This is a genomic window from Variovorax sp. V116 (genome assembly GCF_041154435.1).
Taxonomy (GTDB): Bacteria; Pseudomonadota; Gammaproteobacteria; order Burkholderiales; family Burkholderiaceae_C; genus Variovorax; species Variovorax paradoxus.
The window spans coordinates 1,220,077-1,239,253 of record NZ_AP028661.1 but is presented as its reverse complement, the minus strand read 5'-3'; the positions used below and the strand labels follow the sequence as shown (position 1 = coordinate 1,239,253).

Sequence of the window (19,177 nt, the reverse complement as noted above, 5' to 3'; positions counted from 1 at the left end):
TTCAGTCGAGGTTCTTGCCGATGATGCGGATCAGGAACACCGCCACGATGTTGGCCAGCACCACCGCGAACAGCGCGCCGGCCGAGGCCACGCCCACGTCGAAGTTCATCAGCGACTGCTTGAAGATCAGGTAGGTCATGTTGGTGCTCTCGTTGCCCGGGCCGCCGTTGGTGGTGATGGCGATCTCGGCGAACACGCTGAGCAGGAAGATCATCTCGATCATGATCACCACCGCCATCGGCCGGCCGAGGTGCGGGATGGTCAGGTAGAAGAAGCGCTGGAATGCGCTCGCGCCGTCCATGCGCGCGGCTTCCATCTGCTCGCGGTCGAGCGACTGCAGCGAGGTAATGAAGATCAGGCAGGCGAACGGCAGCCACTGCCAGGCCACCATGACGATCACCGAGAACAGAGGCACGTCGGTGAGCCAGTCGACCGGCGTCGCGCCGAAGAAGCGCCACACGTCGGCCAGGATGCCGTAGATGGGGTTCATCATCATGTGCTTCCACAGCAGCGCATTGACCGCGGGCATGACGAAGAAGGGCGAGATCAGGAGCACCCGCACGATGCCGCGGCCCGGAAACGGTTCGTTCACCAGGAGCGCAAGCAGCACGCCGAGCACCACGGTGATGACGATCACGCTGCCGATCAGCACCAGCGTGTTCCAGGTGGCGGGCCAGAAGTCCGGATCGGTGACGAAGTAGTGAAAGTTCTCGATGCCCGCGAAGGTGCGTTCGCCAGGCTGCATGAGGTTGTAGTTCACGAACGAGAAGTACAACGTCATCGCGAGCGGCACGATCATCCACAGGAAGAGCGTGAGCACGGCGGGCGCCATGAGGGCGCGGGGCAGGAGTCGTTTCATCTTGTGTTCCTCTCAGGCTGTTGCCCCCTCTCCCGCTGGCGGGAGAGGGTGGGGGTGAGGGCATGCGGCGGCGGTCATGGACGCCGCCCCTCACCGCTTACTTGTAGTAGCCAGCCTTCTTCATCTCGCGCTCCGCCGCCGTCTGCGAGGTCTTGAGCGCCTGGTCCACCGTGACCTTGCCCGACAGCGCCGCGCTCATCTGCTGGCCCACCGCCACGCCGATGGCCTGGAACTCGGGGATGGCCGCGTACTGCACGCCCACGTAGGGCGACTTGGGCAGCGTGCTGTCGCTGAGGTTGGCCGTATCGATGGCCTTCTTCTCGGCTTCGGCGAATTTGGCGACCTTCTGGAACTCGGGGTTCGCATAGGTCGACTTGCGCGTGCCGGTCGGCACCGAAGCCCAGCCGGTTTCCTTGGCCACCAGATTGACGTAGTCCTTGGACGTGGCCCACTTGATGAACTTCTGCGCGGCCTCGTCCTTGGACGAACTGGCCGGAATGGCGAGGTTCCACGACCACAGCCAGTTGGCGCCCTTGGGCGTGGCGGCGGTCGGTGCCTGCGCGAACGCCACCTTGTCGGCCACCTTCGACTGCTTCGGGTCGCTGATGAACGAGGCCGCGATGGTCGCGTCGACCCAGGCCGCGCACTTGCCTTCGTTGAAGAGCGCGAGGTTCTCGTTGAAGCTGTTGGCCGAGGCGCCCGGCGGGCCGTCCTTCTTCATCAGGTCGACGTAGAAGGTGATCGCATCCTTCCAGGGCTTGGTGTCGATCTGCGGCTTCCACTGCATGTCGAACCACTGGCCGCCATGCGTATTGACCAGCGTGGTCAGGAAGGCCATGTTGTCGCCCCAGCCCGGCTTGCCGCGCAGGCACATGCCGTACACGCCGGCCTTCGGGTCGTTGGCCTTGTCGGCGAACTCCTTCACCTGCGCCCAGGTCGGCTGGTCGGAGAACTTCACGCCCAGCTTGTCGGCCAGGTCCTTGCGGTACATGAGCATCGAGCTCTCGCCGTAGAACGGCGCGGCGTAGAGCTTGCCATCGGTCGACAGGCCGTTGCGGATGGCGGGCAGCAGGTCGTCCACGTCGTAGGCGGCGTCGGTGGCGATGGGCTTGAGCCAGCCCTTCTTCGACCAGATCGGGGTTTCGTACAGGCCGATGGTCATCACGTCGAACTGGCCGCCCTTGGTGGCGATGTCGGTGGTCACGCGCTGGCGCAGCGTGCCTTCTTCCAGCGTGACCCACTTGAGCTTGATGTCGGGGTTGGCCTTTTCGAAGAAGGGCGTGAGCTTCTGCATCTCGATCATGTGGCCGTTGTTGACGGTCGCGATCACGAGTTCGGTGGCGGCATGGGAGGCGAGCCCCGTGCCGGCGAGTGCGAGGACGAGGCCCGCTTTCAGAAAACGCTTCATGTTGTCTCCTAGAGGTGAGCGACGCCCGCTCTGTTTGGGTCGCCGTGGCGGGATTCTGGAGAAACGCGCTTGCGGGTTTGGTACTTCGGCGGCTTGCCTTGGTACTTTCATGCACCAGTTGGCTAGGAGATTCCCTAGTTGGTGCAATACAGCATGGAAAAGCTCAATCCAAAGGCTTCAGCCGCCGCCCAGCAGCTGGCGCCGGAACTGCGCCGCGGCCGGCGAGAGCGCGCGGTCCTGCCGGGTGACGAGGCAGATCGGCGGCACGCGCACCGGCAGCTCCACCGGCACCGTGCGCAGCACGCCCAGGCGGGCATAGTGGCTGGCCTGCGAAGCCGGCATAACGGCCGCCATGTCGGAGTTTTCCAGCAAGGCGGTAATGGCGATCGGCGATGCCGTTTCGATGATGTCGAGCCGCGCCTGGATGCCCGCCTCGCGCATCGCCGCCTCGAAGCGCCCGCGCTGCGGCGAGCCCGGCGGCTGCAGCACCCAGGACCAGTTCGCCATCTCGGCCAGCGTGACGGTGGCGCGCTCGAACACCGGGTGCGCGGCGCGCACCACCACCACCTGCGATTCGCCCAGCAGCGGCACGCTCGCGTACTTGGCCTCGTCGTGGCTGTCGGTGAGCCGGCCCAGCACCAGGTCGACGTCGCCCTGCTCCAGTTGCGCCTGCATCACGTCGCTGGTCTCGACCACCACCGACACGGCCACCTGCGGATGGCGGCGGTGGTATTCAACCAGCGCCGGCGCCAGCAGCTCGGGCACCGCGCCCGGCACGCTGCCCACGCGCAGCGAACCGCTCAGGCCCGAGCGCAGCGCGAGCATTTCCTCTCGGGCGCTGCCGAAGTCGCTGAGCACGCGGCGGGCGTAGCGGATCAGGATCTCGCCGTAGGGCGTGGGCTCCATGCCGCGCGCAAGGCGCTCGAAGAGCCTTTCGCCGAGCGAATCCTCCAGCTGCTGCAGCAGCTTGGTGGCGGCCGGCTGGCTGATGTTCATGGCCTCGGCCGCGCGGCCCAGGTGGCGGTGGGTGTCGAGCCGCGCCAGGAGCAGCAGCTGGCGCGGCCGCACATGGAGCATCAGCGATGTGTCGGCAGGGCCAGGACCGGAAGTCATGCACAAAAGTATATGGAGCTTCGGGCTTTTTCGATTGGATCGGCCGCACGAAGCTGCCTAAGCTCGCGCCAAACAAGCAGGAGACATCCGATGAAGCAATCCTTTCTTCTGGCCCGCGCCGCGGGCGCGGCTGCGCTAACGCTGATGGCCGCCACCGCCGGCGCACAGCAGCCGGCCTACCCCGACAAGCCGCTGCGCATCCTGGTCGGCGCCTCGCCCGGCGGCGGCACCGACATCCTGGCGCGCGTGCTGGCCGACAAGTTCGCGCCGGTGCTCAAGCAGCCCGTGACGGTGGAGAACCGGCCCGGCGCCTCCAACACCATTGCCGGCGAGCTCACGGCGCGCGCTGCGGCCGACGGCAGCACGCTGCTGCTGGCCACCAACACCGCGCAGGCGGTGGCGCCGCACATTCTCAAGCTCAAGTACGACCCGCTGAAAGACCTGCAGCCGATCGGCCTGGTGGCCGTGATGCCCAACGTGCTGGTGGTCTCGGCCAGCTCGCCCTACAAGTCGGTGAAGGACCTGCTGGCGGCCATGGCGGCCAAGCCCGGCGGCTTCAAGTACGCATCGTCGGGCATCGGCAGCACGCAGCACGTGGGCGGCGAGGCCTTCAACCTGGCCACCGGCATGAAGTCGATCCACGTGCCCTACAAGGGCAGCTCGCAGGCGCACGTGGACATCATCGGCGGCGAGGTCGACATGATGTTCGACAGCACCTCCTCCGCCATGGGCCAGATCAAGGCCGGCAAGTTCCGCGCGCTGGCCGTGAGCGCACCGCAGCGCTCGCCCGAGCTGCCCGACGTGCCCACGCTGGCCGAGCAGGGCATCAAGGGCGCGGACGTATCCACCTGGTACGGCCTCTACGTGACCGCCGGCACGCCGCGGCCCGCGGTCGAGCGGCTGAACGCCGAGCTCGTGCGCACGCTGAAGCTTTCCGATGTGCAAACGCGCATCAAGGCCCTGGGCGGCGAGCCCGGTTCGCTGACCGGCGAAGCCTTCGCGGCGATGAACAGGCAGGAGTTCGACCACTACGGCCAGCTCGTGCGCGACGCCAACATCAAGGCCGAATAAGGCCGCTTTTCTTCTTCATCATTTCAACCCCGCCCACATGCCCACCCCACCGAAGACCCCGAACCTGATCCCCGCCAGGCCCTGCATCGCCGTGCTGCTCGGCGACCCCGGCGGCATCGGCCCCGAGATGGCCGTGAAGCTGCTCGCGCGCCAGCGCAACCTGGACGCCGCGCGCGTGCTGCTGATCGCCGACCCGGTGGTGCTGGCCGCGGGCGAGCGCGTGGCGGGCGTCAAGCTCGATCCGCTGCGGATCGACGGACTCGACGACCTGCGCTTCGAGGACGGCCGCCCCACCCTGCTGCAGCGCGACTGGATGCAGGGCCGGGAGCCGGTGCTCGGCGAGTCGAACGAGGCCTCGGGCCGCGCCTCCTTCGAGGCGCTGGAACTGGCCACCGCGGCCGTGCGGCGCGGCCAGGCCGAGGGCATTGTCTTCGCGCCGCTCAACAAGCATTCGCTGCGGCTCGGTGGCCTCGTGCACGAGGACGAGCTGCGCTACATGCAGGAGCGCTTCGCGGTGACGGGCTTCGTCTGCGAATTCAACCTCACGGGTTCGCTGTGGACCTCGCGCGTGACCTCGCACATTCCGCTGAAGGATGTGGCGAGCCACATCACGGTGGAGGGCGTGGGCGATGCGGTGAAGATCATTGCATCGGCGCTGCGCCGTGCGGGCGTGGCACAGCCGCGCATCGCAGTGACGGGGCTCAACCCGCATGCGGGCGACGGCGGCTCCATCGGCATGGAAGAGATCGAGATCATCGCGCCGGCCATCGAGCGGCTGCGCGCCGAGGGCTACGACGCGCGCGGTCCGTTCTCGCCCGACACGGTGTTCATCGGCGCGCGCCGCGGCGACGTGGATGCGGTGGTGTCGATGTACCACGACCAGGGCCAGATCGCGATGAAGCTCATGGGCTTCGAGCAGGGCGTGACGCTGCATGGCGGCCTGCCCGTGCCGGTGGCCACCTCGGCCAGCGGCAGCGCCTTCGATATCGCGGGCAAGGGCGTCGCGCAGATCGAAGGCCTGCAGCAGGCCTTCGACCTGTGCGTGCGCATGGCCAGCGGTGGGCCGGTGCGCACGCTTTCCAGCGCGGAAACTGCAGCCTGACGCGAGGCTCAGGCGGCAGGCACCCCGTGCGGGTTGGTTTCGGGCTGCGAGGGCTGCACGTAGAAATAGATCAGCACCAGGTTGACGATCGGAATGATCATCAACAGCTGGAGCCAGCCGCTCTTGCCGATGTCGTGCAGGCGGCGTGCGCCCACGGCCAGCGCGGGCAGCAGGAAGCCCAGCGCCGCGATGAAGTACACATACTGATGGATCAGGCTTGCCACGATGAGAACGATGACCTCGGCCAGCACGAACCACCAGTACTCCGAACGCGATGCGCGTCCGTTGAAATCGGCGTATTTGCTGAAACAGGTCTTGACCGCTGTTTGAAAGTCCATTGATCGACTCCTCTTGATTGAATCCCAGGGAAATTCCCCGGGCCGATCATATCGACGCATCATTCAACGGCAAATTCGGCCATCAGTTCGCAAACAAATGGCCTATGGATCGGCCTGTCCGGGCGTGTTGCCCCGGCCTTTCAGCGGATCAGGCCTGCGTGCCCAGGCGTTTCAGGAGGCCGGCGGTCGAGGCGTCGAGCCCCATGATGTCGCCCGAGGCAAGGCGCGGCTCGATGTCCTTCGCGAGCACCTTGCCGAGTTCCACGCCCCACTGGTCGAAGCTGTTGATGCCCCACAGCGCGCCGCTGGTGAACACGCGGTGCTCGTACAGCGCGAGGAAGGCGCCCAGCGATTCGGGCGTAAGCTTCTCGAACACGAAGAAGCTGCTCGGCCGGTTGCCCGGGAAGTTCTTGTGGCCGCCCGCATCGAGCTTGCCGACCATCAGCGCCTGCGCCTGCGCGAGCGCATTGGCCAGCAGCTTGGGGTGGTGGCCGTCGAGGTCGTGCGCCGCATCGCGCACCGCCACGAATTCGAGCGGGATCACATCGGTGCCCTGGTGCAGCATCTGGAAGTAGGCATGCTGGCCGTTGGTGCCGGGCTCACCCCAGAGCACGGGCGAGGTGCCAAGGCCCGCGGGCAGCGGCGCGCCGCTCGCATCGACCTGCTTGCCGTTGCTTTCCATCTCGAGCTGCTGCAGGTAGGCCGGCAGGCGCTTCAGGGCGCTGTGGTAGGGCGCGATGCCGCGGCTCGTGAACTTGTGGAAGTTGCGGTACCAGACATCGAGCAGGCCGAGCCGCACCGGCAGGTTCTGCTCGAGCGGCGCGCTGCGGAAGTGCTCGTCCATCGCGTGCGCGCCCGCCAGCAGCCGGCGGAAACCGTCGGCGCCGATGGCCAGCGCAATCGGCAGTCCGATGGCCGACCACAGCGAATAGCGCCCGCCCACCCAGTCCCAGAAACCGAAGGTGGTGTCGATGCCGAATTGCTTCGCAGCCTCGACGTTGGTGGTGAGCGCGGCAAAGTGGCCGGCAATGTCGGTGCCGCCCGACTGCTCGTACCAGCGCCTGGCCGAAAGCGCGTTGGCCATGGTCTCGGCCGTGGTGAAGGTCTTGGACGCAATGAGGAACAGCGTGTGCTCGGGCGCCAGGCCCTGCAGCACGCCGGCCAGCTCGTGGCCGTCGACGTTGGAGACGAAGTGAAAGCGCTTGCCGGGCGCGGCGAACTCGGCCAGCGCCAGCACCGCCATCTGCGGCCCGAGGTCGGAGCCGCCGATGCCGATGTTGACCACGTCGGTGATCGTGTGGTCGGCGCGCACCTTCTCGGCATAGGCCAGCATCGCATCGAGCGTTTCGTGCACCTCGCGCAGCTTGTCGGCCGTCTTGCCCACCTTGGCATCGGCGGGGGCGCGCAGCAGCGTGTGCAGCACGGCGCGGTCCTCGGTGTTGTTGATGTGCTCGCCCGCGAACATCGCGTCGCGGTGCGCCTCGAGGCCGCACTCGCGGGCCAGCGCGAAGAGCAGTTCTTCCGTGCGCGCATCGATCAGGTTCTTCGACAGGTCGGCAAACAGGTACGGCGCCTCCTGGCTGAAGCGTTCGAAACGGCCGGCGTCGTCGACGAAGGCATGGCGCACGTCGAACTGGCGGCCCGCGGTCTCGAAGGCAGCCTGCAGTTGCGCCCAGGCGGGCGCGCGGTCGCAGCGTTGGGTCATGGCCATGCTTACTTGCCGCTTTCCTGCATGAGTTTCTCGAGCTTGACGGCGTCGGCCGCGAAGGCGCGGATGCCCTCGGCCAGCTTCTCGGTGGCCATGGCGTCTTCGTTGAGCGCGAAGCGGAAGCCGGCCTCGTCGTAGCTGACCTTGGCGACATCGCCGCCGGTTGCCGCCTTGGCATCGAGCGCATGCGCCAGCGGCTCGTTGCTCGCGGCCAGCTCGGCCAGCAGCTCGGGGCTGATGGTGAGCAGGTCGCAGCCGGCCAGGGCCCGGATCTGTCCCACATTGCGGAAGCTCGCGCCCATCACCTCGGTCTTGATGCCGTGCTGCTTGTAGTACTCGAAGATCTGGCGCACCGACTTGACGCCGGGGTCGTTCGCGCCCGCGTTGGCGGCCTCGTTCCACTGGGCGCCGGCCGACTTCTTGTACCAGTCGTAGATGCGGCCCACGAAGGGCGAGATGAGCTGCACGCCGGCGGCGCCGCAGGCCACCGCCTGCGCGAACGAGAACAGCAGCGTGAGGTTGGTGCGGATGCCCTTTTGCTCCAGCGTGCGCGCCGCCTCGATGCCCTCCCAGGTGGAGGCCACCTTGATCAGCAGGCGCTTCTCGGTGTCGATGCCCTCGGCCTTGTAGAGCGCCACGATGCGCTCGCCGCGCGCCACGGTGGCGGCCGTGTCGAACGAAAGGCGCGCATCGACTTCGGTCGACACGCGGCCCGGAATGATCGAGAGGATTTCAGTGCCGAAGCGCACCAGCAGCCGGTCGATGACCTCGTCGAGCGGCTTGCCCGCGTGCTTGCTCACGGCTTCGTCGAGCAGCGGCCGGTACTCGGGCTTCTGCACCGCCTTCAGGATCAGCGACGGATTGGTGGTCGCGTCCTGCGGCCTGGAGATGGCAAGTTGCTTGAAGTCGCCGGTATCGGCGACCACGGTGGTCCATTGGCGGAGAGCATCGAGTTGATTCATGGAGAAAGATTATCCAGTGCGGGTGATGACAAGTCCTGCACGCTGTTGCGCCGGGGCCGATGTTTTCATGCGCACCGTAGCACGGGTTTTCACCGCCCTGGATCAGCCTGCCGCCGACAGGGTTGTAAGGGCCGGGCCGGCCGCGCTGCCCTACAGCGGCTGTGGTCCGCCGCTGACGGCGCGCCGCCCCGGCCCGGGACTAGGCTGGCCGTTTCCGATCGATGCTTCCGACCACCACAGGAGTGCCACGCCCATGCCCCTTCGCCATCGCTCCGCCGCGGCTGCCGCCGCCAGCCGCACGCCATTCGATGACCGCCGCACCAGCCACGCCATCGGCACCCTGGCCACGGCCTTCGTGGTGGGCGGTGTCGCCACCTGGATTGCCATGGGCGCGGGGCGCACTGCACGTACGCAGCTGCCGGGCCCGCCCGATGGCGCACCGCTCATGCGCGCGCCGCTGCAGGTGGTGGCGCCGGTCGACCTGCAGCGCTACGCCGGCATCTGGCACGAGCAGGCCCGCCTGCCCAACCGCTTCCAGAAGCAGTGCGCCGGCCCCGTGAGCGCCGAGTACACGCTCCAGCCCGATGGCACCATGCAGGTGCTCAACCGCTGCGTGCGGCCCGACGGCAATTTCGACGAGGCGGTGGGAACGGCCCGGGCGGTGCCGGTGGCGGGCCAGCCCGGCGCGGGCCGGCTCGAGGTGCGCTTTGCGCCTTCGTGGCTGAGCTGGCTGCCGATGGTCTGGGGCGACTACTGGATCCTGAAGCTCGACCGCGACTACCAGGTGGCGCTGGTCGGCACGCCTGACCGCCAGTACCTCTGGGTGCTCTCGCGCGCGCCGCGCCTGGAGGACGACGCGCTGCAGGCCGAGCTGGACTACGCCGCCAGCCTGGGCTTCGACACCTCCAAGGTGGTGCTCACCGGCCGGTAGACCGGGCAGCCTGGACAGCCGGCAGATGGCGCGCCAGCTGCGCCGCCAGCGCCGAAGGGTGCGTGCAATGGATGGCCTGCCAGCCGAAGGCGCGCGCGGCCTCCACATTGGCGGCCGAATCGTCGATGAACACCGTCTGCGCGGGCTCGAGCGCATGGCGCACCGCCAGCAGCTCGTAGATTTCGCGATCCGGCTTGATGAACTTCACGTCGCCTGAAAACACCCCGCCGTCGAAGCGCCGCATGAAGCCGTGCCGGCGCTCGACCGCGCGCGCATAGGGCGCCGGCATGTTCGAGAGGTAGTACAGGCGCAGCGCTTCGCCGGCCTCGCGCCGCGCGAACAGCCCTTCGAGCAGTTCCACGGTGGCGGCAATGGGCTCCAGGCGCTCCCCGAGCGTGCCGAGCATGGCGTCCAGCCGGGCCGCCGGCAGCGACAGCCGCCGTGCCATGCGCGCGATGGCCTCGTCCAGCGAGCGCATGCCGCAGTCGAAGCTCATCCAGTCGTCATGGTGGAAAAGCGCCCGGCCCAGCGCCGCCGCGGCCGCTTCGGTGGGGGCATGCTCGGGAAGATGGGTCTGCACCAGCCGGGTGGGCTCCCATGCCAGCAGCACGGCGCCAAGATCGAAAACCACGTTCATGGCGCCATTGTTTCACGCGGCGGGCACCACGCTCACGCCATGCGCCGCCAGCGACAGCGTGGCCTCGGCGCCCGCGGCCAGGGGACTCGACAGATCGGTCGACACCACGAAGACCGGCCCCAGCGGCGTGTCGAAGCCGTATTCGTAGAAGCTGCCGAGGTAGGCCGCCTTGCGCAGCGTGGCGGGCAGGCCCGCGGCCGTGCCGGCGGCGCCGATCTGCCACGCCTCAGGCCGCACCGCCACCTTCACCGCGCCGGGCGCCACCGCATGGCGCGGCTGCAGCCGCAGCGGGCCGAGCGCGACGCTGCCGTCGGCCTGCGCCGTGGCCGGGAACACCATCGCCTCGCCCATGAAACCGGCGACGAACTCGCTCTCGGGCCGGGCATAGAGTTGCTCGGGCGTGCCGCGCTGGGCAATCACGCCGTGGTCCATCACGATGATCTGGTCGCTCACGGCCAGGGCCTCGCTCTGGTCGTGCGTGACGTAGGCCACCGTGAGCTTCAGGCGCTGCTGCAGCGCGCGGATCTCCTCGCGCATTTCGCGCCGCAGCCGGGCGTCGAGGTTGGACAGCGGCTCGTCGAACAGCAGCACCGCGGGCTCCAGCACCAGCGCGCGCGCCAGGGCCACGCGCTGCTGCTGGCCGCCCGAGAGTTCACTCGGCAGCCGCTCGTCGAAGCCGACCAGCCCCACGCCCTTGAGCGCGCTGCGTGCCCGCGAGGCGGCCTCGTCCTTCTTCACGCCGCTCATGCGCAGGCCATAGCCCACGTTCTCGATCACGTTCATGTGCGGGAACAGCGCGTAGCTCTGGAACATCATGCTCACGTTGCGCTCGGCCGGGCCCAGCGTGGTCACGTCGCGCCCGCCCATGAAGATCGAGCCGGAGGTGGCCGATTCGAGCCCCGCGATCATGCGCAGCGTGGTCGTCTTGCCGCAGCCCGAGGGCCCGAGGATGGTGGTGAGCGTGCCGGCCGGCACCTCGAAGCTGATGCCCTTGACCGCCAGCGGCCCGTTCCTGTCGGTGCCGTAGCGCTTGGTGACGTTGCGCAATTCGATGCCGTTCATGGTGTCGCCAGGCTTTCCATTTTGTGATGTCCTTGATGCGGAGGCGCAGTGCCGCGCCGCCCCAGCCTGCGCTCGCCCACCACGAACTGCACCAGCGCAATCGCCAGCGACATCAGCACCATCAGCACCGTGCAGTAGGCCAGCGCAATGCCGTAGTCGCCGTTGCCCACGCGGCCGATGATGTAGGTGGTGGCCAGTTCGTTCTCGGCCGTGACCAGGAAGATCACCGCGCTTACCGTCGTCATGGCGCGCACGAAGCTGTAGACCAGCGCAGCCACCAGCGCGGGTTTCAGCAGCGGCAGCACCACCTTGAAGAGCGTCTGGGCGGTGGAGGCGCGCAGCATCAGGGAGGCTTCGTCGAGCGACCGGTCCAGCTGCTTGAAGGCCGCCGTGCCGGCCCGCACGCCCACCGGCAGGTTCCGGAACATGAAGCACAGCACGATGATGAGCCCGGTGCCCGTGAGCTCGAACGGCGGCACGTTGAAGGCCAGGATGTAGCTCACGCCGAGCACCGTGCCCGGAATGGCAAAGGCCAGCAGCGCGCCAAACTCGAAGACGCCCTGCCCCTTGAACTCGTTGCGCGCGAGCAGCCAGGCAATCAGCAGGCCCAGCGCGGCCGTGATGGGCGCGGAGATGCCCGCGAGCTTGAGCGTGGTGAGCAGCGAATTCCACGCGGTGCCGGCCCACACCAGGCCGAACTGGCCCCATTCGAGCGCGAACGCGTTCTTGAAGTGGTCGAGCGTGAAGCTGTAGTCGCGGCCCCAGGTCTGCACGAAGCCGCCCGCAAAGGCGAACAGGTAGACCACCGCGGTGAACGCGATCCACGGCAGCGCGATGCACTGGATGGTGCGCCGCACGCCGTCCGGCAGCGCCATCGCAATGCCCGCGTCGCCCTTGCCGCTCACGGTGGTGTAGTTCTGCCGGCCGAGCACGCCGCGCTGCAGCGCGAACACGCCGAGCGCAAAGACCGTGAGCACCCACGCCAGTGAGGCCGCGCGTCCCTGGTCGTACTGCGCACCGACAATGGCAAAGAAGATGTCCGTCGACAACACCGAGAACTGCCCGCCCACCACCACCGGGTTGCCGAAGTCCGCAATGCTCTCGATGAAGCCGACCAGGAAGGCATTGGCCAGGCCGGGCTTCAAAAGCGGCAGCGTGATGGTGAAGAAGGTGCGGCGGCGGTCGGCGCGCAGCATCTGCGCCGCCTCTTCCAGGCTGGGCGCAATGCCCTGCACCACCCCGCGCATGATCATGAAGGCGATGGGCGTGAAGGCGAACAGCTGCGCCACCAGCACGCCCGGCATGCCGTAGAACCAGCGCGTCGGCTCGATGCCGAATGCGCCCTCGAGCAGCTGGTTGACGATGCCCGCGCGGCCGAACAGCAGGATCAGCCCGAGCCCCACCACGAAGGGCGGCGTGATGATCGGCAGCAGCGCGAGCACCCGCAGCGCGCCCTGGCCGCGCTTGCTGCCGCGCTCGGCCATCAAGGCCATCAGGGTGCCGAGGAAGGTGGTGCCGGCGGCCGTCAGCAGCGCCAGCACGAGCGTGTTCCAGGCCACGCCGCAGCGCACCCCGCCCGCCAGGCAGCCCACGCCCCAGATTCGTTCGGCGAACACGCGTGCGGCAAAGGCCGTGATCGACCAGCGGCCGTCTTCGTCGAGGAAGGCCCCCGCAAGCGCCTTGCTCACCGGGTAGGCGATGAACAGCGCCATCAGCACCCCGCAGCCGACGACCGCGGCCGCCACGAACAGGTCGCCCTTGAAAAGCCCGAGCCGCGCAACGCCGAAGGCCGCCAGCATCGTGAGCGCCGCGAGCGCCACGGCGCCGCCCGCGCCGATGCCGAACTGGTTGATCGCAAGTTCGCCGAACTGCGTGTTGAGCGCTTCGAAGCTCCAGCCGCGGGCACCGATGGCGAAGCCGGCAATGGCCAGGCCCACGGCACCGATGGCGCCGCCCGCCAGCAGCCAGCGCCCCTGTGCGCGACCGGCCGGCCGCCAGGCGCCGACGGCGCACATCGCCAGGCCGGCGAGCCCGATGAAGAGCCAGCTGCGCCCCTGCGTGAGCGCCTGCATCAGGCCGTTGGCGCCCTCGGCCCGGCCGAAGACCTGCGGAACGGCTTCGTACCAGGTGGCGTCCTGGATCGCATACCAGGGCAGCAGCAGGTAGGCCGCAAAACCCAGCGCCACCCAGGCCCGGATCCAGCGCTGCGCCCGCCGGGCGGCGGCCACCGACGCCGGATTGGCCGGCGCGCCGCCGATGGAAGGGGCTTGCACCTAGCGCGGCAGCGAATTGACGTCTTTTTCCCAGCGCGCGATCAGGCGCCGGCGCTCGGCGCTGGCACCGTACTTCGCATAGTCGTAGTTGATGAACCTGATCTTCTTGAAGTCGGGGATGCGCGGGTCGAGCTTGGCATTCGCGTTGCTCGGCAGCTGGAACTGCTTGTTGGCGGCACCGAGTTCCTGCGCGCCGGGCGTGAGCGCCCATTCATAGAACTTCTTCGCGGCCTCGAGGTTGCGCGCACCCTTGATGATGCTCATGGAGCCGATCTCGGCGCCGGTGCCGTCGCTGGGCGTGATGGTCTCGACCGGGAAGCCCTGCATCTTCTCGCCCGGGCCGTCGTGCACGAAGCTGATCGACACGGCCGTCTCGCCGCGCGCCACCGCCTTGATCGGGCCCGTGCCCGAGCGGGTGTACTGGCCCACGTTACGGTGCAGCGCTTTCAGGTAGTCGAAGGCCTTGTCCTCGCCCATCAGCTGCACCAGCGTGGCGATCATGGTGTAGGCCGTGCCGCTCGATGCGGGGTTGGCCACCTGGATATCGCCCTTGTATTCGGGCTTGAGCAGGTCGGCCCAGGTCCTGGGCACCGGCAGCTTCTTCTTGGCGAGCAGCTCGGGGTTGTAGCCGAAGCCCAGCGGGCCGGAGTAGATGCCCACGGTCCTGTAGCCCGACTGCCTGGCCTGCTGCTGGGCCCAGGGGTGCAGCTGCGCCAGCGTGGGCGACTTGTATTCGAGCGTCAGGCCCTGCTCGGCCGCCTGCAGGTGCGGGTCGCCGGTGCCGCCGAACCAGATGTCGGTCTTGGGGTTGTCCTTCTCGGCGATGAGCTGGGCCAGCGCCTCGCCCGAGCCCTTGAGCGACATGTTGATGCGGGTACCCGTGGTGCGCGCATACACGGTGGCGATCACGTTGCACCATTCGGCCTGGACCGAGCAGATCACGTTGACCGTGCCCTGCGCCGACGCGGCGGCCGACAAACCCACCAAGGCCGCTGCAGTAAAAAGCTTCTTCATGTGAAAACCTCGCCTCCAAAACAAAAATAGGCCTCCCGGCCGGGGTTGAGCGTAGCTTTCGTACAGGTTTCATGAATTGGTACAAGTACCATTCGGTTGAACCGGAGAGCCCACTCGGCACCAAGACAAAAGGAAATTCGACTCATGAGCTTCGATCTCGTTCTGTTCGGCGGCACTGGCGATCTCGCATGGCGCAAGCTGATGCCCGCGCTGTTCCAGGCCTTCAGGCATGGCAGCCTCCCGAAAGACGGACGCATCGTCGGCGTGGCCCGCGACGACCTCTCGGACGACCAGTACCGCGAACTGATCCAGTCGCGCTTCAATGCCGTCGAAGGCGCCAAGCGCCCTTCGGCCGAGGAGTTCGAGAAGTTCGCCTCGCTGCTGCACTACCTGCGCATGGACCTGTCCAAGCCGGCCGACTACGCACGCCTTTCCGACCTGCTCAAGCAGCGCAATGCCGACACGGTGGTGATGTACGTGGCCACGGCGCCCGCGCTCTTCACGCAGGTGGTCGAGCAGATCGCCGCGGCCGGCCTGAACGGCCCGTCGACCCGCGTGGTGCTCGAGAAGCCGCTGGGCCACGACCTGGCATCCAACCGCGCGATCAATGCCGCGGTGTGCAAGGTGCTCGACGAGAAGCAGGTCTTCCGCATCGACCACTACCTGGGCAAGCCCTCGGTGCAGAACCTGTTCGCCATGCGCTTCGGCAATGCACTGTTCGAGCCCATCTGGCGCCGCGAGCACATTGCCAACATCCAGATCACCATCGCCGAGGACCTGGGCGTCGAAAAGCGCGGCGCCTTCTACGACCAGACCGGCGCGCTGCGCGACATGGTGCAGAACCATGCGCTGCAACTGGTCTGCGCGATCGGCATGGAGCCGCCGATCAACTCGCATGCCGACGCCATCCGCGACGAGAAGCTCAAGGTGCTGCGCGCGCTCAAGCCCTGGACGCCCGAGACGCTGGGGCTGCACGCGATTCGCGGCCAGTACACCGCCGGCACGGCGTATGGCGAACGCGTGCCGGGCTACCGGGACGAGCCCGGCGTCGACCCCGAAAGCCGCACCGAGACCTTCGTGGCGCTGCGCACGGAAATCGCCAACTGGCGCTGGGCCGGCGTGCCGCTGTACATCCGCACCGGCAAGCGGCTGGCCTCGCGCGACGCGCGCATCGAGGTCAACTTCAGGCCCACGCCGCATGCGATCTACCGCGCACCGGCCGGCGCCGTCAACAAGCTGGTGATCAACCTCCAGCCCCGCGACGGCCTGGAGCTGCACATGCTCGCGCAGGCCCAGGACAACCGCCAGCGCAGCAACGGCCACCACAGCGCCGCGCAGCTCGCGCCGGTGCAGCTGGACCTCGACTTCGACAAGCGCTTCGGCGCCGAGCGCGTGGGCGCCTACGAACGGCTGCTGCTCGACGTGATCGACGGCCGCCTGAACCTGTTCGTGCGCAGCGACGAGCAGGAAGAAGCTTGGCGCTGGGTCGAACCGCTGATCGACAGCTGGGCGTCCGACGGCGGGCCGCGCCCCTACGCCGCGGGCACCTGGGGGCCGAGCGCCTCGAGCGCGATGATTGCGCGCGACGGCTTCTCGTGGAGCGAGGAACAGTAGGCCGGCGCGCTCAGCCGAACTGGATGCAGCGCATGCTCAGCGTGCCCGACTGGAATCCCTCGTAGACCGTTTTCGCGCGCTCGCCCGTTCCCGCGGCGCCGAGCGCGTAGAGAAACGGAAAGTAGTGGTCCGGCGTGGCCACCGCGGTCGAGGCGCCCGCCAGCTTTTCATAGCCGACCAGCGCGCGGTCGTCCCGCCCCGCGAGCGCGGCCTTCACCGCATCGTCGAACGATTGCGCCCAGGGCCGGCTCGCCACGGGCCCGTCGGGCGTGCCGCGGTCGGTGGCCCGCAGGTTGTGCACCACGTTGCCGCTTCCCATCACGAGCACGCCCATGCTCCGCAGCGCCGCCAGGTCGCGGCCGACCGCGTAGTGGAAGGCGGCCGGCTGGTCGTAGTCGATGCTGAGCTGGAAGACCGGGATGTCGGCCTTCGGATAGAGGTGCTTCAGCACCGTCCACGTTCCGTGGTCCAGGCCCCACTGCTGGGTGCCGACCACCGCGGCCTGCTTCACCGCGCCGATGGCTTCGCGCGCGAGCGCGGGATGGCCCGGCGCCGGGTACTCGATGTCGAACAGCGCCTGCGGAAAACCGCCGAAGTCGTGGATCGTCTTCGGCCGCTCCTGCATTCCGACGCCGATGGCGCCGCGGCTCAGCCAGTGGGCCGAAACGCTCAGGATGGCCGAGGGCCGCGGCAGCTCCCCGCCCCAGGCGGCCAGCCGGCGCGTGAAGGCGTTGTCGGCCAGCGCATTCATCGGCGAGCCGTGGCCGATGAAGATGACCGGCATCCGCTGCGACGCGGCCGCGCCCGCGGCGTGCGACAGCGAACAAAGCGTAGCCAGCGTCGAGGTCGCCGCCAGCGCCGAACCCATGAGAAAGCCGCGGCGGCCCGGCGCCGACGGGATCGCCGGGCTGCCGCCGGTGCCTGGGTTCTTCTTCATGGTCATGGCCGCACTCTGCGCCGCCTTGGCGCGCATGTCGGTGCGTTTACGCACGCTTCCAGCTAGATGCGGCCTTCTTCGGCCGCGTGGCAGGCCACCTGCACGCCCCGGATGTTCAGCAGCTTCGGCCGCTCGGCCGAGCAGCGCGCATTCGCATGCGGGCAGCGCGGATGGAACGCGCAGCCGGTCGGCGGGTTCAGCGGGTTCGGCACCTCGCCCTGCACCGGCGTGCGCGCGCGGCCGGTGTGCTTCATCTGCGGAATCGCGTCGAGCAGCATGCGCGTGTAGGGGTGCTGCGGTTCGGCGAAGAGCTTCTGCTTGTCCGCCACCTCGACCAGCCGACCCAGGTACATCACGCCGACCTGGTCGGCCACGTGCCGCACCACCGCCAGGTTGTGCGAGATGAAGAGGTAGGTCAGGCCCTGCTGGCGCTGCAGGTCCTTCATGATGTTGAGCACCTGCGCCTGCACGCTGACGTCGAGCGCCGAGGTGGGCTCGTCGCACACCAGGAACTCGGGCTCGGTGGCGAGCGCGCGTGCAATGGAAATGCGCTGGCGCTGGCCGCCCGAGAACTGGTGCGGGTACTTGCTCATGTCCAGCGGCGAGAGGCCGACCGACTTGAGCAGTTCGCCCACGCGCTCGCGCAGCTCGGCCTTGCCGCGGAGGATGCCGTGCTCGCGCAGCGGCTCGCCGACGATGTCTTCGACGATCCAGCGCGGGTTCAGGCTCGCGTACGGGTCCTGGAAGATCATCTGGATGCGCCGGCGCAGCTTGCGGCCTTCGGGGGTCTTGAACGCGGCATGCGCGTCCTGCCCGTCGAACTGCAGGCCGCCGCGCGTGGGGGCGTAAAGGCCGACCAAGAGGCGCGCCACGGTGCTCTTGCCGCAGCCCGATTCGCCCACCAGCGCCAGCGTCTTGCCACGCTCGATCGAAAAGCTCACGCCGTCCACCGCATGCAGCAGCACGCGCGGCTTGCGTTCGAGCACGCGGTTGAGCCATGGCGGCGAGACGTCGAAGGTGCGCGCGAGGTCGTGCGCCACCACCAGCGGTGCGGTGCTCATCGGCTCACCTCCGCAAGCGGTGCGGCCGCATCGGGCACGGCGCGCTCGCCGGCCAGCTGCGCATCGTGGTGCCGGGCCGCCAGCTCGGCCTGGCCCCTGTGCGGATCGGTGGCATCGTGCAGCCAGCATGCGGCGCGCGTGGCGCCGGCGTGCATGAGCTCGGGCCGCTCCGTGAGGCAGCGCGCAAAGGTGCGCGGACAGCGCGGGTTGTAGGCGCAGCCCTCGGGAATGGCATTGAGCCGCGGCATCGCGCCGTCGATCTGGTTGAGCCGTTCGCGGTCGCTCGCCATGTCGGGAATCGAGGCCATCAGGCCCGAGGTGTAGGGATGCGCCGGCTGGTGGATCACTTCATGCACCGGGCCGATCTCCGCGATGCGGCCCGCGTACATCACGGCCACGCGGTCGCAGGTTTCGGCGATCACGCCCATGTCGTGCGTGATCAGCATCACGGCGGCGCCGCGGTCCTTGCAGATGCGCTTGAGCAGCTGGATGATCTGCGCCTGGATCGACACGTCGAGCGCCGTGGTCGGCTCGTCGGCCACGATGAGCTTGGGCTCGGCCGCCAGCGCCAGGGCAATCACCACGCGCTGGCGCATGCCGCCCGAGAACTGGTGCGGGAAATGGTCGATGCGCTGCTCGGCGGCCGGAATGCCGGTGTCCTGCAGCAGGCCGATGGCGCGGCGGCGCGCCTCGGCCTCGGTCACCGGCAGGTGGGCGCGGATGGTTTCCACCAGCTGCCGGCCGACGGTGTAGAGCGGGTTCAGCGAAGTCAGCGGGTCCTGGAAGATCGCACCGATCTTGCGCCCGCGGATGGGCCGCATCGCATCGAAGCCGAGGTTGTCGATGCGCTGGCCTTCGAGCAGGATTTCCCCGCTGGCCACGCGGCCCGGCGGCTCGAGCAGCCCGATGATGGCCGCGCCCGTGAGCGACTTGCCGGCGCCCGACTCGCCCACCACGCCCAGGATTTCGCCGGGCGCGATGTCGAATGAAATTCCGTCGAGCGCGCGCAGCGTGCCGCGCCGGTGCGGGAACTCGACCACAAGGTTCTTGACCTGGAGCAGCGTCATGGCGGCGTTGTCCTTTTTTT

The 19,177-nt window shown here is 68.3% G+C and carries 17 protein-coding genes; 4 read left to right on the top strand and 13 right to left on the bottom strand.

Annotation, left to right across the window (positions count from 1 at the left end; translation table 11 throughout):
- Position 1: 1 nt before the first annotated feature.
- From ACAM58_RS05710 to ACAM58_RS05700, 3 genes are all read right to left on the bottom strand, one after another.
- Positions 2-859: a carbohydrate ABC transporter permease gene (locus ACAM58_RS05710; RefSeq protein WP_307593682.1), complete on the bottom strand. Its 858-nt coding sequence runs from the start codon at positions 857-859 to the stop codon at positions 2-4.
- A 97-nt stretch (positions 860-956) separates the two neighbouring features.
- A complete protein-coding gene (locus ACAM58_RS05705) occupies positions 957-2,267 on the bottom strand; it encodes a sugar ABC transporter substrate-binding protein (RefSeq protein WP_012746257.1) in 1,311 nt (436 codons plus the stop codon).
- Positions 2,268-2,444: 177 nt separating this feature from the next.
- A complete protein-coding gene (locus ACAM58_RS05700) occupies positions 2,445-3,380 on the bottom strand; it encodes a LysR family transcriptional regulator (RefSeq protein ID WP_230537734.1) in 936 nt (311 codons plus the stop codon).
- A 90-nt stretch (positions 3,381-3,470) separates the two neighbouring features.
- Between ACAM58_RS05700 and ACAM58_RS05695 the strand changes: the two genes are divergently transcribed.
- The gene (locus tag ACAM58_RS05695; protein ID WP_369664250.1) at positions 3,471-4,451 is read left to right on the top strand and encodes a Bug family tripartite tricarboxylate transporter substrate binding protein; all 981 of its coding nucleotides are present in this window, start codon (positions 3,471-3,473) and stop codon (positions 4,449-4,451) included.
- Between the two features lie 37 nt (positions 4,452-4,488).
- On the top strand, positions 4,489-5,553 hold the full coding sequence (locus tag ACAM58_RS05690; protein ID WP_369664249.1) for a 4-hydroxythreonine-4-phosphate dehydrogenase PdxA: 1,065 nt from the start codon (positions 4,489-4,491) through the stop codon (positions 5,551-5,553).
- A gap of 8 nt (positions 5,554-5,561) precedes the next feature.
- Here the strand turns inward: ACAM58_RS05690 and ACAM58_RS05685 are convergent, their stop codons facing one another.
- The 3 genes from ACAM58_RS05685 to tal all read right to left on the bottom strand — a co-directional run bounded on the left by ACAM58_RS05685 (position 5,562) and on the right by tal (position 8,561).
- Positions 5,562-5,891 (bottom strand): DUF805 domain-containing protein, encoded by a 330-nt coding sequence (locus ACAM58_RS05685; protein WP_369664248.1) that lies wholly within the window; start codon positions 5,889-5,891, stop codon positions 5,562-5,564.
- Between the two features lie 148 nt (positions 5,892-6,039).
- On the bottom strand, positions 6,040-7,602 hold the full coding sequence (gene pgi / locus ACAM58_RS05680) for a glucose-6-phosphate isomerase (RefSeq protein ID WP_369664247.1): 1,563 nt from the start codon (positions 7,600-7,602) through the stop codon (positions 6,040-6,042).
- Between the two features lie 2 nt (positions 7,603-7,604).
- A complete protein-coding gene (gene tal / locus ACAM58_RS05675; RefSeq protein WP_018903545.1) occupies positions 7,605-8,561 on the bottom strand; it encodes a transaldolase in 957 nt (318 codons plus the stop codon).
- 253 nt (positions 8,562-8,814) lie between these two features.
- Between tal and ACAM58_RS05670 the strand changes: the two genes are divergently transcribed.
- Positions 8,815-9,492 carry a lipocalin family protein gene (locus tag ACAM58_RS05670; RefSeq protein WP_369664246.1) on the top strand — a complete coding sequence of 226 codons (678 nt, stop codon included), beginning with the start codon at positions 8,815-8,817 and terminating at the stop codon, positions 9,490-9,492.
- Here the strand turns inward: ACAM58_RS05670 and ACAM58_RS05665 are convergent.
- Genes ACAM58_RS05665 through ACAM58_RS05650 form a run of 4 tightly spaced genes read right to left on the bottom strand, consistent with a single transcriptional unit; the run spans position 9,479 to position 14,478 of the window.
- A complete protein-coding gene (locus tag ACAM58_RS05665; RefSeq protein WP_369664245.1) occupies positions 9,479-10,129 on the bottom strand; it encodes an HAD family hydrolase in 651 nt (216 codons plus the stop codon). The two genes, ACAM58_RS05670 and ACAM58_RS05665, sit on opposite strands and share 14 nt — an antisense overlap.
- 12 nt (positions 10,130-10,141) lie before the next feature.
- On the bottom strand, positions 10,142-11,191 hold the full coding sequence (locus ACAM58_RS05660) for an ABC transporter ATP-binding protein (RefSeq protein ID WP_369664244.1): 1,050 nt from the start codon (positions 11,189-11,191) through the stop codon (positions 10,142-10,144).
- Complete coding sequence (locus ACAM58_RS05655) at positions 11,188-13,464, bottom strand: ABC transporter permease (RefSeq protein WP_369664243.1); 2,277 nt, start codon at positions 13,462-13,464, stop codon at positions 11,188-11,190. Before ACAM58_RS05655 ends, ACAM58_RS05660 begins: the two co-directional genes overlap by 4 nt.
- The gene (locus tag ACAM58_RS05650; RefSeq protein WP_369664242.1) at positions 13,465-14,478 is read right to left on the bottom strand and encodes an ABC transporter substrate-binding protein; all 1,014 of its coding nucleotides are present in this window, start codon (positions 14,476-14,478) and stop codon (positions 13,465-13,467) included.
- 144 nt (positions 14,479-14,622) lie between these two features.
- On the opposite strand from ACAM58_RS05650, the gene zwf reads away from it, so the two are divergent.
- Positions 14,623-16,092, top strand: coding sequence for a glucose-6-phosphate dehydrogenase (gene zwf / locus ACAM58_RS05645; protein ID WP_369664241.1), 1,470 nt, complete (start codon positions 14,623-14,625; stop codon positions 16,090-16,092).
- A 10-nt stretch (positions 16,093-16,102) separates the two neighbouring features.
- Here the strand turns inward: zwf and ygiD are convergent, their stop codons facing one another.
- From ygiD to ACAM58_RS05630, 3 genes are read right to left on the bottom strand one after another with little or no spacing between them, the layout of a single operon-like run.
- The gene (gene ygiD, locus ACAM58_RS05640; RefSeq protein ID WP_369664475.1) at positions 16,103-17,035 is read right to left on the bottom strand and encodes a 4,5-DOPA dioxygenase extradiol; all 933 of its coding nucleotides are present in this window, start codon (positions 17,033-17,035) and stop codon (positions 16,103-16,105) included.
- A 56-nt stretch (positions 17,036-17,091) separates the two neighbouring features.
- Positions 17,092-18,090 carry an ABC transporter ATP-binding protein gene (locus ACAM58_RS05635; protein ID WP_369664240.1) on the bottom strand — a complete coding sequence of 333 codons (999 nt, stop codon included), beginning with the start codon at positions 18,088-18,090 and terminating at the stop codon, positions 17,092-17,094.
- A complete protein-coding gene (locus ACAM58_RS05630; protein WP_369664239.1) occupies positions 18,087-19,157 on the bottom strand; it encodes an ABC transporter ATP-binding protein in 1,071 nt (356 codons plus the stop codon). Before ACAM58_RS05630 ends, ACAM58_RS05635 begins: the two co-directional genes overlap by 4 nt.
- Positions 19,158-19,177 lie beyond the last annotated feature (20 nt).

Coding starts and splice junctions, on each gene's coding strand:
- pgi (WP_369664247.1), bottom strand. CDS start 7,602: ATGGCCATGACCCAACGCTGCGACCGCGCGCCCGCCTGGGCGCAACTG.
- ACAM58_RS05665 (WP_369664245.1), bottom strand. CDS start 10,129: ATGAACGTGGTTTTCGATCTTGGCGCCGTGCTGCTGGCATGGGAGCCC.
- ACAM58_RS05710 (WP_307593682.1), bottom strand. CDS start 859: ATGAAACGACTCCTGCCCCGCGCCCTCATGGCGCCCGCCGTGCTCACG.
- tal (WP_018903545.1), bottom strand. CDS start 8,561: ATGAATCAACTCGATGCTCTCCGCCAATGGACCACCGTGGTCGCCGAT.
- ACAM58_RS05685 (WP_369664248.1), bottom strand. CDS start 5,891: ATGGACTTTCAAACAGCGGTCAAGACCTGTTTCAGCAAATACGCCGAT.
- ACAM58_RS05705 (WP_012746257.1), bottom strand. CDS start 2,267: ATGAAGCGTTTTCTGAAAGCGGGCCTCGTCCTCGCACTCGCCGGCACG.
- ACAM58_RS05635 (WP_369664240.1), bottom strand. CDS start 18,090: ATGAGCACCGCACCGCTGGTGGTGGCGCACGACCTCGCGCGCACCTTC.
- ACAM58_RS05670 (WP_369664246.1), top strand. CDS start 8,815: ATGCCCCTTCGCCATCGCTCCGCCGCGGCTGCCGCCGCCAGCCGCACG.
- ACAM58_RS05630 (WP_369664239.1), bottom strand. CDS start 19,157: ATGACGCTGCTCCAGGTCAAGAACCTTGTGGTCGAGTTCCCGCACCGG.
- zwf (WP_369664241.1), top strand. CDS start 14,623: ATGAGCTTCGATCTCGTTCTGTTCGGCGGCACTGGCGATCTCGCATGG.
- ygiD (WP_369664475.1), bottom strand. CDS start 17,035: ATGACCATGAAGAAGAACCCAGGCACCGGCGGCAGCCCGGCGATCCCG.
- ACAM58_RS05660 (WP_369664244.1), bottom strand. CDS start 11,191: ATGAACGGCATCGAATTGCGCAACGTCACCAAGCGCTACGGCACCGAC.
- ACAM58_RS05650 (WP_369664242.1), bottom strand. CDS start 14,478: ATGAAGAAGCTTTTTACTGCAGCGGCCTTGGTGGGTTTGTCGGCCGCC.
- ACAM58_RS05690 (WP_369664249.1), top strand. CDS start 4,489: ATGCCCACCCCACCGAAGACCCCGAACCTGATCCCCGCCAGGCCCTGC.
- ACAM58_RS05700 (WP_230537734.1), bottom strand. CDS start 3,380: ATGACTTCCGGTCCTGGCCCTGCCGACACATCGCTGATGCTCCATGTG.
- ACAM58_RS05695 (WP_369664250.1), top strand. CDS start 3,471: ATGAAGCAATCCTTTCTTCTGGCCCGCGCCGCGGGCGCGGCTGCGCTA.